Below are 14129 nucleotides of genomic sequence, written 5' to 3' on the forward strand. Positions count from 1 at the left end.
CGGCGCTTATCGGGCGGGAGGTATCCGGGCGTTCTGCGCAAACTCCGGTCGTCCGGCCGGAGCGTAATTGAAAATGGGGAAAAGAAAAGGGCGGAGTCCGGTCATATACCGGCTCCGGCGGTGGCGGGGTGGACGGTCAGCCTTCGGCCAGCGTGTCCGCCGCGCCGTTGACCGCCTGCGGCATTCCGGTGCGGTCCAGCAGGAAGAGCGGCGTGGACAGGCGCTCGGCGAGGTCCAGGGCCGCCGGGTCGTACCCGGCGAGCGAGAAGTGGACGCCCTGCGCCGATTCGCTCATCGCGGTCAGCCACAGGCACTCCACCTCACGGGTGGAGGCCGTCCGCGGGCCCGGGTCGACGTGGGCGATCAGCCCGCGCGCGGCGAGGGCGACACCGGAGGGCGGCCGCTGGTCGGCCCGGCGCACGTCCGGGTGCCCCAGCCACCGCAGGTACAGCGCCGCCGCGGTGACCGCGTCCAGGGGCGTGCGGATGGTCACCGGCTGGAAGGCCGGCCGCGCCGCCGAGGGCCCGCCGGCGTCCCCCGGGACGAGCAGCGGGAGCCGCAGCACGGCCCCGCAGGGACAGCCCAGTTCCGGCCACGGCCACTGGCTGCGCAGCGAGCAGCGGGGGCAGGGCACGGTCACCCAGCTCTCGTGCCAGACCCGCCGGGTCAGCCGGGTCGGTTCGCCCGAGACGTCCAGCGCGGGGGCCACCGGAGTGCCGCAGGCGCAGGGGAACGTCGGTACCCGGTAGACGTGCTCCCGCCGGCAGGCCGGGCAACGCACCGGAACCCTCTCGGACATGGCCACTCCAGGACGTGATGCGGTCGGACTCCCATGGTGCGCCCGGCGCGGGCCGCGTGTCCGTTCCTTGACGGGCTTTCGGCGATGTTTCGCCGGTTACCGGGCACGGTGGTCGGTTTCCGTTCGCCGCGGGGCGTGCGCTCGCGCACCCGTGCCGTGCGACGCGGGCGGTCCGGGGTTCACCGGCCGCAGCCGCAGCCGCAGCCGCAGCCGCAGCCGGAGCCGCCGCCGCGGTGTCCGCCCGCGTCGTGCCCGCCCCCGCACTCCCGGACCCGGGCGCGCTCCGTCGGCTCGAGCAAGGCCGGCGGCCGGTACGGCGCGGCGTGGACCGCCTTCTCCAACGGGTGCGCGGCCCGGCCGGACAGCGGACCGGTGTTCCTCAGGAACCCCGGTTCCGCCGCCTCGGCCGGGCCGCGCCCGTGCATCGCCACGACCGCTGCCGTCACGGCCGCGCGGTCGCCCCCGCGCGGCACGGCGATGCGGTACACGTCGAGCGGACGTCCCCCGTCGCCCTCGCCGTGTCCCCCCGTGGCGTATCCCCCGTTCCCCGGCTCCCCCGTGGCCGGAGCGAGGTCCGCCGCCCCCGTGCCGGCGGACCTCGTTGACACCACAATGCGGCCCGGGCACAGGTTCGTTGAAGAGGCGAAGGCGTTCTCAGAGGTTGATTTGAGGTTGCGCCGCAGTCGCCGGAAGGCGTCAACGGGCTTACGGCAGCAGGTTATTCGAGGTCGTGATGCTCCTCGAGGCCGGGCCACTGTCCGGGTCCTCCGCCCTGCCAGTCGATCCGGTCGCCGGTCTCGACGTCCCCCACGTCGAGGTCGGACAGCCGGAGGATCTCGCGGACGTCGTCCAGGTGCGAGGCGACGCCGAGGGCCTCGTCGTCGGCGGTGACCCGGCGGGAGCCGTCGAGCCCCGGCGGATGCACCACGATGTGCGGTCGGTTCATGTCCCCAGGCTGCTGCGGCGCGGCGGGCCGCGCACCTCGGGCGGTCCGCGGCCCCGCCCGACGGCCTACCCCGTGCCGCCGGTCGGACGCGCGTGCCCTAACCTGCCGCACTGGATCTTCGGTCGCGCACGGGAGGCGACCAGGGAGGGGGAGGGCCGTGTCCGAGCACCTGTCCGACGAGGAGTTGGCCCGGTTCCTGCGGGAGAGCGCCGAGGGGACCGCGGCGGACGCGCCGAAGGAGCCCTCGGCGCGGGCCCGGATGGTCACCGCGCGGCTCAGGGAACAGGAGGCGCGGGGCGAGCTGCCGCAGGGGTGGCGCACCCCCGCGGACCTCGGCGGCCACCGCAGACGTGCCGCCCGCCACCGTCGCGTCAAGGCCGCCCTGGCCGGCGTGGTGGTCCTCGGTCTGGCCGTGCTCGCCCTCAACCCGTCCCTCCTCCCCGGACACCCGTGGGGCGACGGCCCGGCGACGGGTGATCCCGCCACCGCCCGGCGGCTGCCCGCCGAGACCGCCGCCCCCACGGCCGCGCCGGGCGCGGCGCCCGGCGCGGCCACCCTCGAGGACCCCTTCGCCGGGTCCCCGGCCGCCCGCTGGCAGGAGGGCGCGGAGAGCGTCGTGATGCCGCCCGCGAAGGCGACCGGCGTCTTCTCGCGGCAGCAGGTCGCGCGCGCCCTCGAGGGCACCCGCACCCTGCTGGTCGACGCCAACGTCGCCCCCGCCACCCTGCGCGGAGCGCAGCCGAAGGCGGCGCTGGGCGTCCTGGACCCGCTGCAGCCCGAGCTCCTGGACGATCTGCGGACGTCGCTGCGCGACCCGGGCGAGGAGGACAACCCGCTGCTGCTCTTCAGCCGGTTCGATCCCGAGGAGACCCGCGTCGTCGGCGACCGGGTCCGCGCCCGCGGCCGGACGACGCTGGAGGAGGGCGAGCGCGGAGCCCTCTCCATCACCGCCGACTACACCTTCGTCTACCCGGTGACCCGGGCCGACGAGGACTCCACCGAGGTGACGCGGGCCGTGGTGCGCCGGGTGCTGAGGCTGGAGATGCCCGACCCGGAGCGCGTCGTGGCGACCCCCGGCAAGCTCATGATCAAGCGGTACGACAGCCAGTGGAGCAACGGGGGCTGCGGCACCGCCGACGGATGGGCGCACCCCGAGTTCCCCTCCGACCCGCACGGGGCCGCGCCCTCCGGCGGAGCCACCGTCGACCCCTACGACCGCAGCGGCGCCGTCGGCGCCGGAGGCGAGTGCGGGGTGTTCTCCCGCATCTGACCCGGTCGCCGGGGCCGGCGGCGGGCCGGCGACCGTCGGTTAGAGTCGCCGCCGGGCCGGGCGCGGACGTCCGGCCCGGTGCTCAGGCTGCTCTGGGGGCAGGAATGCGTGTGCGGGTGGAGTTCACGACCGAGCCGTTCGACCTCGACGAGGTCCCCGGCCACGCGGTCGCGGCCCGGGAGGCCGTCGAGAGGGCCCAGGGGCTGGAAGCCGTCGACGTCGGACCGTTCGGCACCACCGCCGAGGGCGGCGCCGAGGCCGTGCTCGCCGCGGTCGACGCCGTGCTGCGCCGCTCCCTGGAGGCCGGCGCGTCGCGCGTCACGCTCCAGGTCAACGTGCTGGACGCCGCCGCGGGGGAGGCCGGGTGAGCGCCGCCGGGAGTGCGCGGGAGCGGTTCGTCGACGCGGTGCGGCCGCTGGCCGACGCCATGGGCGCCGTGCTGCTGCCCCCGCAGGAGGCGGGCCCGGACGACGTGGTGCTGCGCTGGGAGGGGGCCGAAGCGGTCGCCGTCCGGCTGCCGCAGCTCGCCGAGTCGCTGGACCACGTGCTGGCCGCCATGGAGCGCACCGCCGGCACGCCGCTCGCCGCACTCGACCGCAGGGCCAAGCAGGAAGTGGTCCGCACCCTCGAGGCCCGCGGCGCGTTCGCCGTCCGCCACGGCGTCGAGACGGTGGCGGGCGCGCTGGGCGTCAGCCGGTTCACCGTCTACAACTACCTCAACCGGGCGCACGGGGAGAGGGCCGCGGAGCGTGGACGGGGCGAGGAGCCGGGCCGGCCCCCGGCCGGCTGACCCCAGCCCGCTGACCCCCGGCTCAGGACGTGGCGGCCGCCCGGTCGACATCGGTGTGGAGGTGCAACATCAGCTCGCTCATCTCGGTGACCTCCGGCGAGTCGGGCGCCACCCCCCGGGCGAGGTTCCCCAGCCAGTCGGTCGTGGCCAGGGCGAGCCGTGTCGCGTCCTGCGTACGGCGGTCACCGAGCAACTGCTCGAGGCGCTGGGCGATGTCGGGGAGTGTCTCCTCGTCGGTGGCCGGCGGCAGGACGTCCCGCAGTTCGGCCGGGAGCGGCGAGCGGCCGCGGTGGGCGCGCACCGCGTCGACGACGGCGGTGTTCTCGCCGAAGTGGTCCAGATTCTCGGTGAGGGCGAGGAGCCGGGCCGTCAGGCGGGGCAGCCCCGGATGACCGTCCAGCCACTCCAGCAACCGGCGGTGCCCCCCGACCCGGTCGTTCACCTGGCTCAGGAGCTCCTTGGCGCGCGGCGAGAGGGACCAGCGCCGGGGGAGGAGCGCGGCGACCTCCTCGGCCAGCCTCGCCTCGTCCTCGGGCCCCAGCGTGCCGGCCGCGAACCGGTTGGCCTTGTCCTCGTCGAGCCCGAACGCGTCGGGGCCCGTACCGCCGCGAGCCGCGTGTGCGTCGCCCCGCCTGCGCCGTAGTCTCCCGGTGACCCTGCTCAGCGGCTTGTCGTGCATCTGTCCTCCCGTCGGCCCGTGGCACGAGCCTCCCGCGCGGCCGATCCGGGCCGGACCCCTCGCGCGAGGTGCGCCGCCGCCGCACGAGGCCGCTGCCGGCCCCACTGTGCCGTCCGGCGCGCGGCGGCGCATGCCGACCGGGACGGGCGGGTGACCCGGCGGGTGCGGCGACCGGCCGGTCAGGTGCGCTCCCGCGGCCGGGAGGCCGAAGGCCCGCCCCGAAGCGCCTCGGGGAACACCAGGTAGCCGTGGTGGGAGCGTCCGGCGCGGGCGGGACCACCCTCGCCAGGGACCGCAGGCCGCAGCGGTGCGGCACCGGCCCCGCGCTATCGTGAACGCCATGCAGCGCCGTGTCACGTCCCCCGGGGTGTCCCGTGCCCCCTCGGCCGGCGGCCGGCTCGGTGAGGCCGACGCGGCGGAGGACGAGGGCTGGCCGGTCGCCGTCGGGACCACCTCGCTGAGCGTCCCGCTGCCCGGCCTCGACCGCCTGGTCGCCCCCTGGCGGCGCGCCTGGGACACCGCGGCCCGACACGGCGGCACCGCCCACGCGACCGTCCTGTTCCCCTTCCTGCCCCGCGAGCGGGTCGACGGCGCCGCCCGGGCCGCCCTCGCTCACGTCTTCGCGGCGCACCCTCCCTTCGAGCTCCGCTTCACCGGATGCGCCCGCTTCCCCGGCGTCCTGTGGCTGCGCCCCGAGCCGGACGCCCCGCTGCGCGCGCTCACCGCGGCCGTCACCGCGCGCTGGCCCGGACATCGCCCGTACGACGGGCTGTTCGGGGACCTCGACCCCCATGTCACCGTCGCCAACAGCGGGGACGCGCGGCAGCACGACCTGATCGAGGCGGCGCTCGCCCCCCACCTTCCGCTGACCGAACGCGTGTCGGCGGTCGACCTGGTGGCGTACGACGGCAACGCGTGGCGGCAGTGGCTGCGCTTGCCCCTAGGCCGGGGGGACGGCGGGCCGGCCGGCCATTCTTCAACAAATTGTTGACGCCCGGTGGCCGGGTGGGGTTGGCTGCCTGATGTGACAGCGAGCTCTCCGACACCGGCCTCCCCGGGCCTCGCCCGGTTCAACGCCCTGGACGAGGCCGCCGCCCGGGCGGTCCTGAGCGGGATCTGCGCCGCCCCGTCCTGGACCTCGTACCTGCTCGCCCGTCGCCCGTACGCCGACGCCGAGGCGCTGTGCGCCGCCGGGGACGCGGCGACGGCGGCCCTGACCGCGGCCGGTCTGGCCGAGGCCATGGCGGCGCACCCGCCGATCGGGCGGCCGAAGCCCGGTGACCCGGTGTCCGCCCGGGAGCAGCGGGGCATGGCGGGAGCACCCGAGGCGCTCAGGGCCGAGATGCTGGAGCTCAACCTGGCCTACCAGGAGAGGTTCGGCCAGGTGTTCCTGATCTGCGCCACCGGCCGCACCGCCGAGGAGATGCGGGACGCCGTCCGCGACCGCCTCGGCAACACGCCGGAGCGGGAGGCGGAGATCGTCCGCGCGGAACTGGGCAGGATCAACCGCATCCGTCTCGCCCGCCTCGCCGAGGCGGGCCCGTCCGAGGAGGACGCACGCCCATGACCTCCGGCGCCGCCACCGCCACCGTGTCCACCCACGTCCTCGACACCGGCCTCGGCCGGCCGGCCGCCGGCGTGCGGGTCTCCCTGGCCGCCCGCACCGGCGCGGCCGGGCCCTGGCAGGAGCTCGGCGGCTCGGCGACGGACGCCGACGGACGCTGCCGGGACCTCCCTGGCCCGCCCGCCGGCACCACCCACGTCCGTCTCGTCCTGGACACCGGCGCCTACCTGGCGGGCCGGGACGGGGCGGGAACCGCGTTCTTCCCCGAGGTGGCGGTGGCCTTCGCCGTCGAGTCCGGCGAGCACTACCACGTACCCCTGCTCCTCAGCCCGTTCGGCTACTCCGTATACCGAGGGAGCTAGCGACATGACCGACAACCCCGCCCGGACCGCGCGACTGGGCCAGAACCAGTACGGCAAGGCGGAGACCCGCGTGGTCCGGATCACCCGCGAGGGCGAGCTCCACCACATCAAGGACCTGAATGTCTCCGTCTCGCTCTCGGGCGACATGGAGGACGTCCACTACTTCGGGTCCAACGCCAACGTGCTGCCCACCGACACCACCAAGAACACGGTCTACGCCTTCGCCAAGGAGCACGGCATCGCCTCCCCGGAGGAGTTCGGCCTGCTGCTGGCCCGGCACTTCGTCGGCACGCAGGAACCCATCCGGCGGGCGCGGATCCGGATCGAGGAGTACGCCTGGGAACGCATCGGCGGCCCTGACGCCAGGCACTCCTTCGCCCGCACCGGCGGCGGCACCCGGGTGGCCCAGGTCGTCCACGACGGGGAACGCGCCGAGGTGGTCGCCGGCCTGAAGGACCTCACGGTCCTCAACACGACCGGCTCCGAGTTCCGGGGCTACCGCAAGGACCGCTACACCACGCTGCCCGAGGCCTACGACCGGATCCTGGCCACCGACGTCTCCGCCCGCTGGCGGTACGCCTGGACCGGCGCGGAAGGGGAGGGAGCGCCCGACTGGGACCTCTGTTACCGGGAGTCCCGGCGCCACCTGCTGGAGGCCTTCGCGCAGACCTACTCGCTCTCCCTCCAGCAGACGCTCTACCGGATGGGCGCGCGGGTCGTGGAGAGCCGCCCGGAGATCGAGGAGATACGTCTCTCCCTGCCGAACAAGCACCACTTCCTCGTCGACCTCGAGCCGTTCGGGCTGGAGAACGACAACGAGGTGTACTTCGCCGCCGACCGTCCCTACGGGCTGATCGAGGCCACCGTCCTGCGCGACGGCGCCGAGGCCCTCATCCCGGCCGACCTCACCACCCTCTGAGCCGTCCGCACCGGCGGCACCCCCGCCGTGACCGCTCGTCCCCACCGCCCCACCCCGGAGAACCACCATGGCAGCCACCGCCGAACGCCCCGCCCGCATCGTCATAGAGAACTGCGCCGTCGCGACCGTCGACGCCCGGGACACCGAGTACGCCCAGGGCCACGTGGTGGTCGCCGGCCAGGTGATCGAGTCGGTGGGGGAGGGCAAGGCCCCCGAGGGGCTGGAGAACGTGGTGCGGCGGATCGACGGCACCGGTCACCTGGTCACCCCCGGGCTGGTCAACACACACCACCACTTCTACCAGTGGCTCACCCGCGGCCTGGCCACCGACCACAACCTCTTCGACTGGCTGGTCGCCCTCTACCCCACCTGGGCGAGGATCGACGAGCCGATGGTGCACGCGGCCGCCCAGGGCTCGCTGGCCATGATGGCGCGCGGCGGCGTCACCACCGCCATGGACCACCACTACGTCTTCCCCCGCGGCACCGGCGACCTCGCCGGCGCGATCGTCCGCGCCGCGCGGGAGACCGGGGTCCGCTTCACCCTCGCCCGGGGCTCCATGGACCGGGGCGAGTCCGACGGCGGACTGCCGCCGGACTTCGCGGTGGAGAGCCTGGACGGGGCGCTCGCCGCCACCGAGCGGACGGTCGCCCGGCATCACGACGCCTCCTTCGGGTCGATGACCCAGGTCGCCGTCGCGCCCTGCTCGCCCTTCTCGGTGTCCACCGAACTGATGCGCGAGGGAGCCGGGCTGGCGCGCCGCCTCGGGGTCCGGCTGCACACCCACGGGTCGGAGACGGTGGAGGAGGAGAAGTTCTGCCACGAGCTGTTCGGCATGGGGCCGACCGCCTACTTCGAGTCCACCGGCTGGCTCGGCGAGGACGTGTGGATGGCGCACTGCGTGCACATGAACGACGCCGACATCGCCGCGTTCGCCCGCACCGGGACCGGCGTGGCCCACTGCCCGTCCTCCAACGCCCGCCTGGCGGCCGGCATCGCTCGCGTCCCCGACATGCTCGCCGCCGGCATACCGGTCGGGCTCGGCGTCGACGGCACCGCCTCCAACGAGTCCGGCGAACTGCACACGGAACTGCGCAACGCCCTCCTGGTCAACCGCCTCGGCCCGCACCGCGAGGCCGCGCTCACCGCGCGACAGGCGCTCCGGCTGGGCACCCACGGCGGCGCACGGGTCCTGGGACGGGAGGCCGAGATCGGCTCCCTCGAACCCGGCAAGCTCGCCGACCTGGTGCTGTGGAGGATGGACACCCTGGCCCACGCCTCGATCGCCGACCCGGTGGCCGCCCTGGTGCTGGGCGCGGCGGCGCCGGTGACGCTGTCGCTGGTGGGCGGCGTCCCGGTGGTGGAGGACGGACGGCTGCTCACCGTCGACGAGGACGCCGTGGCCCGTACCACCCGCGACGAGGCCCGGCGGCTCGCCCGCGTCACCGCGGGCGAGGAGTGAGCCGACCGGGCGGTGGCGGCGGCCGGGCGGAGGGTCAGGCCCCGGGTCCTTCCCAGGCCATGAGGTTGGCGAAGAGCTCGGCCTGCTCCACGGCGTCGTCCAGCGCGTGATGGGTGTGCGGACGGCGTGACAGCAGGTGCCGGGGCATCGTCCCCTTGGCGACCGCCCGCAGGGGCAGGCCCGCCTTGGCCGCGTACAGGGTCTTCATGTCCATGCAGCCTGAGTGGCCGAACGGGCTGCCGCCGGTGAAGCGGATCAGGTACCAGTACAGGAACATCCAGTCGAACGCGACCGGGTAGCCGCAGACCACCGGCTGCGCGCCCGTGGACACCTCACCCACCCAGGCCGTGAACTCGGACAGGGCGGCCGCGGGGTCCGCCCCCTCGCGGCACAGCCGGTCCCGGTCGAGGCCGCTGACCGCGAGCGCCTGCTCGTCGAACTCGGCCGAGATCGGCCGCAGTTCGCGGTAGAAGGTGTGCTCCTCGGGGTCCGCGGGGGTGAAGCCGCCGGCGTCCTGCCGCCCGGCCACCGCGGCGCCGAGGCTGATCATCGAGTAGGGGCCGGGGATGGGGCCGTCCGCCTCGATGTCCACGGAGATGTACAGGCTGGGTTTCACGCGTCGCCGGCTCATGCGCCGAGGCTCTCAGGGCGGACGGGCGCGGGACAGCCATTTTCCGTGCCCCCGGCGTCCGTCGGCGCCGGGGGCGGTCAGGGCAGCCGAGGGGAGGTGGCGTCCGGTCGGCGCGTCCCCCGTCCCGGGCGCAGGGTCGCCGCGGCCAGGGCGAGGGCTGCGGCCCCCAGGGCGGTGGCCACCACGAAGGCCAGGCGGTAGCCGTCCGCGGTCGCGGCCACCGGGGGCGAGCCCTCGTCGAGCAACTCCCCGGTGCGGCCCGCCGCCAGCGTGGTGAGCACCGCCAGCCCGAGCGAACCGCCGACCACCTGCGTGGTGTTGAACAGACCGGAGGCCAGTCCGGCGTCCCGCTCCGCCACCCCGGCCATGGCCAGCCCCGTGAGCGCGGGCATGGCCACGGCGAACCCGGCCGACAGCAGCAGGAGGGGCGCCAGCACGTCGGCGGCATACGAACCGTCGGCCCGTGCCGTGCTCAGCAGTCCCATGCCGGCGGTGGCCAGGACGAGCCCCGTCAGCAGCACGCGGTACGGCCCGAAACGGCCCACCAGCCGGGCCGCCAGGCCCAGCGTGACCGCGCCGATCAGCAGCGGAGCGGGCAGGAAGGCGAACGAGGTGGCCAGCTCGTCGTGCCCCAGCACCCGCTGCAGGTAGAGGGTGCCGATGTACTGGAAGCCGTACATGGTCCCGAGCATCAGCACCTGGGTGCCGTTGGCGCCGGCCAGGATGCGGGAGCGGAGGACGCCCAGCCGCAGCAGCGGGTGGGCCGCCCGGGTCTGACGGACGGCGAAGCCGGCGAACAGCGCCGCCGCGAGACCGGCCAGGGCGAGCGTCGCCCCGGCGGAGCGCCCGCCGGAGCCGATGATCGTCCAGACGGTGGTCATCAGGGCCCCGGTGACCAGCAGCGCCCCCGCCCAGTCGGCCGAGCGGCCCGGTCCCGTCCCCTGGTCGGCGGGCAGCACGCGCACCGCGGCGAACCAGGCGACGACCCCGATCGGCAGGTTGATCAGGAAGATCCAGTGCCACCCCGCCGCCTGGGTGAGCGCCCCGCCAAGGGAAGGTGCCCAGCGCCGCCCCGGTGGCGCCCACGGCGCTGAACACCGCGATGGCGCGGGCCTGTTCTCGCGGCTCCGGGTGGAGGGCGACGATCATGCCGAGCACCACTGCCATGGTCGCGGCCCCTCCGACGCCCTGCAGGGCGCGGGCGGCGACCAGCGTCCCCTGGTCGCCGGCCACCCCGCACAGCACCGACGCCAGGGTGAAGAGGGCGAGCCCGGAGGTGAACATCCGCTTGCGGCCCAGCAGGTCCCCGAGCCGGCCGGCCAGCAGCAACAGCCCGCCGAACGGGATCAGGTAGGCGTTCACCACCCACGCCAGCCCCGCCGCCGAGAACCCGAGGTCACGCTGGATCGCGGGCATCGCCACCGTGACGATGTTGCCGTCCAGGATGGTCATCAGCGCGCCGGCGCAGAGGACCAGCAGCGACACCGATCGTGAACGGGGGCCCGCTGAGGTCGCGTTGACGTGTATCCGGTGCGAAGGTCTGAGCGATGACATGACGACGGATCCCCCTGCGTGTTCCTTGGTGCACGACTTGTAACGGAGTACATCGTCGGTGACCATGGAGCTCCGGCGTAAGGAGGCACTTTCATGTCCCAACGGAACACCGGTGTTACCTCCCAGGCAGTGACCGCGGAGGCGTGTCCGGTCCAGGAGGTACTGGACCGGGTGTCGGGCAAGTGGAGCGTCGGCATCCTGGTCGCGGCGGCGCAGGGGCCCATTCGCTTCACGGAGTTGGAGCGGGCGGTCACCGGCATCAGCCGTCGCATGCTCACCCTGACGCTGCGCAACCTGGAGCGCGACGGACTGCTGACCCGCACCGTCTACCCGACCGTCCCGCCGCGCGTCGAGTACGAGGTCACGCCCGTCGCGCGGGAGTTGTACGAGACGCTCCTCCGGCTGACCGACTGGGCGGAGCGTCACCGCACCACCATCCACCGCTCCCGGGTCGCCTACGACGCGGAGCACGCCGCGCCGGCGTGACCGTCACGGGTGAGGACCAGGGGCTCCGCAGCACGTCCGTCACGGTGACGAGCAGGAGGTCCTGCCCCGCGACGGCCCGCACCGCGTTGATCACCGCCCGCCCACCCCGTCGGAGCCGGCAGACGCAGGCTGCGGCGGACGACCGCATGTTCGAGGACGGAGTGCATGCCGGGGTGATTCCCGCGGCCCCGCGCGGGCGCACCGCTGTTCCCGACTGGCGGAGCGGGCGTGTGCCGCCAGAGTGGAGGCATGGACAGGCAGATCACCCAGCACCGGGTATACGACAGTTCCCCCGACGACGGGGCGCGCGTCCTCGTCGACCGTCTCTGGCCGCGCGGTCTCAGCAAGGAGGCCGCCCACCTGGACGCGTGGCTGCGCGAGGTGGCGCCCACCAACGAGCTGCGCCGCTGGTACGGGCACGACCCCGAGCGGTACGAGGAGTTCCGCGCCCGCTACCTCGCCGAGCTCGCCGACGACGCGCATCGCGAGGCCGCCGACCGCCTGCGGGAGCTCGCCGACCAGGGCCCGCTGACCCTGCTGACGGCCACCCGCGACCCGGGGATCAGCCATACGGCGGTCCTGGCCGAGTGGCTCACCGACGGGGAGCGCCGCTGAGGCGGGGGCACGTGGCGGGGCGGCTCAGGCCTGCTTGCGGGCGGCCTGCCGCTGCCGCTTGCCCAGCGGCGCCTGGGAGAGGTCCTCGGCCTGCGCACGCAGGTGCTTGTAGCCGTAGCCCCGCTCGTCCAGCCAGGCCCGGGCGGCCTGCTCGGCGCGTTCGGTGGCCTCCAGGATGTCCTCCTCCGCCTCCCCGGAGTCCAGGAAGCGGAACGTGAAGGCGGGCCGGGAGGCCACGTCGTAGCTGAGGTGGCCCTCGGGGGTGAAGGCGGCCCGCAGCATGTCGTGCTCCGCGGCGTGGGCCAGGAGCTCCGACCGCTGCCCGGCGTCGAGGCCGTCGAAGGTGCCGCGAACGGTGACGCGGAAGGTGCGTGTGCTCATCCGGCGACCCTAACCGGCGGGGCCGGGCGGCTCCACGGGGTTTCCGCGGGGGGCCACGGGCGACCCGGGGTCGGCCGGACGGCGGGGCGTTCGGCGCGGGGGCGGCCGGAGCGCTCACGGCGCGCGGGGCGGTGGGGCAGTACCGGGGCGGCGGACGCGTGGCCAGGGGCCGAGCGGGCCAAGGGCTAGCGGCGTCTGGGGGAGGCCAGGAGGTAGCGGACGCCGGTGCGGGGTTCGCTGTAGGCACCCGCGTGCCACCCCGAGGCGTTCAGCGCCTCCTCGCAGGAGCGCAGCAGCGCGGGGTCGGCGGTCCGTACCGCCACCGCCTCCGGCTGCGCGGACGGCTCCACCCGGTAGCCCTCGGTGCCCGGACCCGCCGGGCGGCAGCCGGCGGCCTCCAGGGCGATGGCCGCCGCCTGGGGCAGGTGCGAGCGCTCCCAGCCGCACGGGCGGTCCACGGAGCCGTCCGGGTTGGTCATCCGCCGCAGCTCCAGCAGCCCCTGCCAGGCCCCGCGCACCTCCGCCGTGCGGGCCGGGGCGTCGCTCTCGCCGCCGAGCCGGGCGGCGAACACGCCGGTCCGAGACTCCCCGGCCACGGCGGACCGCACGGCGTCGCCCTCCCGCGGCGGGTCCGACCCGGGCGGGGCCGCTGCCACGGCCGCCGACTGCTCGCGCAGCCGGCGGCCCGCCGGGGTGAGGTAGCAGTCGTGCGGCGGCCGGGGGTGCCGGAACGCCAGCCCGAGCCGGACCAGCGCCGCCAACTGGGCGGAGGCGCCCTTCAGCCTCCCGGTGGACGGGTCGGCCGCGTCGATCACCCGCCGCTGCGCCGCCGTCGGACCGGCTCCCGGAGTGCTCTCAGCCACGCCCGGGCCTCCGCGCCTCGATCAGGTACCGCTGGGAGTGGGCCACGAACGGACCGTGCCGCTCGATGAAGTCGTGCAGCACGGCCAGCCGGTCGCGGTACGCCTCGACGGTGAAGCCGGGGACGATCCAGATCACCTTGCGCAGGAAGTGCACCACCGCGGCGACGTCGTGGAACTCCATCCGCAGTGCCTCCTGGCGCAGGTCGGCCACCTCCAGGCCGGCCGCCTCCGCCGCGGCCGCCGCGGCCGGCGGCGTGCTCCCGGAGCGGGTGGCCAGGGGGTCCGCCTCCGCGCCCGCGCGGCTCGCGGGCCCGTCGGGGCGTCCCTCCCGCATGAACTCGGCGAGCTCGCGCACCGTCGCCGCCCCGACCTGCTGCGACAGGTACGTCCCGCCGGGACGGAGGACCCGGCGCACCTCGTCCCAGCGGGTGACCACCGGGTGCCGGCTCACCACCAGGTCGAAGACCCCGTCGCGGAACGGCAGCCCGTCGCTCTCCCCGACGTGCACCACCATGCCGCCCAGCGGCGCCAGGGTGCGGCGGGCGATCGCCACGTTCGGCGGCCACGCCTCGGTCGCGGCCAGCAGCGCCGGCGCCCGCGGGACGGTGGCCAGGACCTCCCCGCCGCCGGTCTGCACGTCGAGCGCCGCCCGGGCCTCGGCCATCCGCTCCCCGAGCAGCCGGGCGTACCCCCAGGAGGGACGCGCCTCGCTCGCCCGGCCCTGGAACCAGGAGAAGTCCCAGCCCTCGGTCGGGACCGACGCCCCCTCGGCCAGCAGTTCGTCGAAGTCAGCCATGGTCAGAGCATC

General features: G+C 75.3%; 18 protein-coding genes and 1 pseudogene. 10 read left to right on the forward strand and 9 right to left on the reverse strand.

Features of this window, described 5'->3' with window-relative positions:
• Positions 1–136: 136 nt before the first annotated feature.
• The 3 genes from Sfr03f_RS05325 to Sfr03f_RS05335 form a co-directional block, all read right to left on the reverse strand.
• Positions 137–799, reverse strand: a complete 663-nt coding sequence (locus Sfr03f_RS05325; RefSeq protein ID WP_108952516.1) for a hypothetical protein — start codon at positions 797–799, stop codon at positions 137–139.
• 179 nt (positions 800–978) lie between these two features.
• Entirely contained in the window at positions 979–1287 is a 309-nt protein-coding gene (locus Sfr03f_RS05330) for a hypothetical protein (RefSeq protein ID WP_108952517.1), read from the reverse strand.
• Between the two features lie 230 nt (positions 1288–1517).
• A complete protein-coding gene (locus Sfr03f_RS05335; protein WP_108952518.1) occupies positions 1518–1745 on the reverse strand; it encodes a hypothetical protein in 228 nt (75 codons plus the stop codon).
• 157 nt (positions 1746–1902) lie between these two features.
• Here Sfr03f_RS05335 and Sfr03f_RS05340 point away from each other — a divergent pair, with 157 nt between their 5' ends.
• The 3 genes from Sfr03f_RS05340 (at position 1903) to Sfr03f_RS05350 (ending at position 3805) form a co-directional block, all read left to right on the forward strand.
• On the forward strand, positions 1903–3015 hold the full coding sequence (locus Sfr03f_RS05340; protein ID WP_108952519.1) for a hypothetical protein: 1113 nt from the start codon (positions 1903–1905) through the stop codon (positions 3013–3015).
• Between the two features lie 104 nt (positions 3016–3119).
• Positions 3120–3383: a thiamine-binding protein gene (locus Sfr03f_RS05345; protein WP_108952520.1), complete on the forward strand. Its 264-nt coding sequence runs from the start codon at positions 3120–3122 to the stop codon at positions 3381–3383.
• Between the two features lie 59 nt (positions 3384–3442).
• On the forward strand, positions 3443–3805 hold the full coding sequence (locus Sfr03f_RS05350; protein ID WP_170145051.1) for a helix-turn-helix domain-containing protein: 363 nt from the start codon (positions 3443–3445) through the stop codon (positions 3803–3805).
• Positions 3806–3827: 22 nt separating this feature from the next.
• Here Sfr03f_RS05350 and Sfr03f_RS05355 read toward each other — a convergent pair whose 3' ends face one another.
• Positions 3828–4484 carry a hypothetical protein gene (locus Sfr03f_RS05355; RefSeq protein WP_108952522.1) on the reverse strand — a complete coding sequence of 219 codons (657 nt, stop codon included), beginning with the start codon at positions 4482–4484 and terminating at the stop codon, positions 3828–3830.
• A 340-nt stretch (positions 4485–4824) separates the two neighbouring features.
• On the opposite strand from Sfr03f_RS05355, the gene Sfr03f_RS05360 reads away from it, so the two are divergent.
• The 5 genes from Sfr03f_RS05360 to Sfr03f_RS05380 all read left to right on the forward strand — a co-directional run bounded on the left by Sfr03f_RS05360 (position 4825) and on the right by Sfr03f_RS05380 (position 8791).
• Positions 4825–5475 carry a 2'-5' RNA ligase family protein gene (locus Sfr03f_RS05360; protein ID WP_108952523.1) on the forward strand — a complete coding sequence of 217 codons (651 nt, stop codon included), beginning with the start codon at positions 4825–4827 and terminating at the stop codon, positions 5473–5475.
• A 33-nt stretch (positions 5476–5508) separates the two neighbouring features.
• On the forward strand, positions 5509–6051 hold the full coding sequence (gene uraD, locus Sfr03f_RS05365) for a 2-oxo-4-hydroxy-4-carboxy-5-ureidoimidazoline decarboxylase (RefSeq protein ID WP_108952524.1): 543 nt from the start codon (positions 5509–5511) through the stop codon (positions 6049–6051).
• Positions 6048–6410, forward strand: a complete 363-nt coding sequence (uraH, locus tag Sfr03f_RS05370; RefSeq protein ID WP_108952525.1) for a hydroxyisourate hydrolase — start codon at positions 6048–6050, stop codon at positions 6408–6410. The genes uraD and uraH overlap by 4 nt, the downstream gene beginning before the upstream one ends.
• A 4-nt stretch (positions 6411–6414) precedes the next feature.
• Entirely contained in the window at positions 6415–7329 is a 915-nt protein-coding gene (gene pucL, locus Sfr03f_RS05375) for a factor-independent urate hydroxylase (protein WP_108952526.1), read from the forward strand.
• A 67-nt stretch (positions 7330–7396) separates the two neighbouring features.
• Positions 7397–8791: an 8-oxoguanine deaminase gene (locus tag Sfr03f_RS05380; protein ID WP_108952527.1), complete on the forward strand. Its 1395-nt coding sequence runs from the start codon at positions 7397–7399 to the stop codon at positions 8789–8791.
• 34 nt (positions 8792–8825) lie between these two features.
• On the opposite strand, the gene Sfr03f_RS05385 is transcribed toward Sfr03f_RS05380, so the two are convergent.
• Positions 8826–9422, reverse strand: a complete 597-nt coding sequence (locus tag Sfr03f_RS05385; protein WP_108952528.1) for a 3'-5' exonuclease — start codon at positions 9420–9422, stop codon at positions 8826–8828.
• A gap of 77 nt (positions 9423–9499) precedes the next feature.
• Positions 9500–10874, reverse strand: a pseudogene (locus Sfr03f_RS31640) (MFS transporter).
• Positions 10875–11069: 195 nt separating this feature from the next.
• Between Sfr03f_RS31640 and Sfr03f_RS05395 the strand changes: the two are divergent.
• Both Sfr03f_RS05395 and Sfr03f_RS05400 read left to right on the forward strand, forming a co-directional pair.
• Positions 11070–11462 carry a winged helix-turn-helix transcriptional regulator gene (locus tag Sfr03f_RS05395; protein ID WP_108952529.1) on the forward strand — a complete coding sequence of 131 codons (393 nt, stop codon included), beginning with the start codon at positions 11070–11072 and terminating at the stop codon, positions 11460–11462.
• 249 nt (positions 11463–11711) lie between these two features.
• Positions 11712–12077 (forward strand): DUF488 domain-containing protein, encoded by a 366-nt coding sequence (locus tag Sfr03f_RS05400; RefSeq protein ID WP_108952530.1) that lies wholly within the window; start codon positions 11712–11714, stop codon positions 12075–12077.
• 24 nt (positions 12078–12101) lie between these two features.
• Here Sfr03f_RS05400 and Sfr03f_RS05405 read toward each other — a convergent pair whose 3' ends face one another.
• The 3 genes from Sfr03f_RS05405 to Sfr03f_RS05415 all read right to left on the reverse strand — a co-directional run bounded on the left by Sfr03f_RS05405 (position 12102) and on the right by Sfr03f_RS05415 (position 14117).
• The gene (locus Sfr03f_RS05405; RefSeq protein ID WP_108952531.1) at positions 12102–12458 is read right to left on the reverse strand and encodes a DUF6204 family protein; all 357 of its coding nucleotides are present in this window, start codon (positions 12456–12458) and stop codon (positions 12102–12104) included.
• A gap of 185 nt (positions 12459–12643) precedes the next feature.
• A complete protein-coding gene (locus Sfr03f_RS05410; RefSeq protein WP_108952532.1) occupies positions 12644–13321 on the reverse strand; it encodes a hypothetical protein in 678 nt (225 codons plus the stop codon).
• Entirely contained in the window at positions 13314–14117 is an 804-nt protein-coding gene (locus Sfr03f_RS05415) for a class I SAM-dependent methyltransferase (protein ID WP_108952533.1), read from the reverse strand. The genes Sfr03f_RS05410 and Sfr03f_RS05415 overlap by 8 nt, the downstream gene beginning before the upstream one ends.
• Between the last annotated feature and the right edge of the window lie 12 nt (positions 14118–14129).

The organism is Streptomyces fragilis (genome assembly GCF_003112515.1).
Lineage (GTDB): Bacteria > Actinomycetota > Actinomycetes > Streptomycetales > Streptomycetaceae > Streptomyces > Streptomyces fragilis.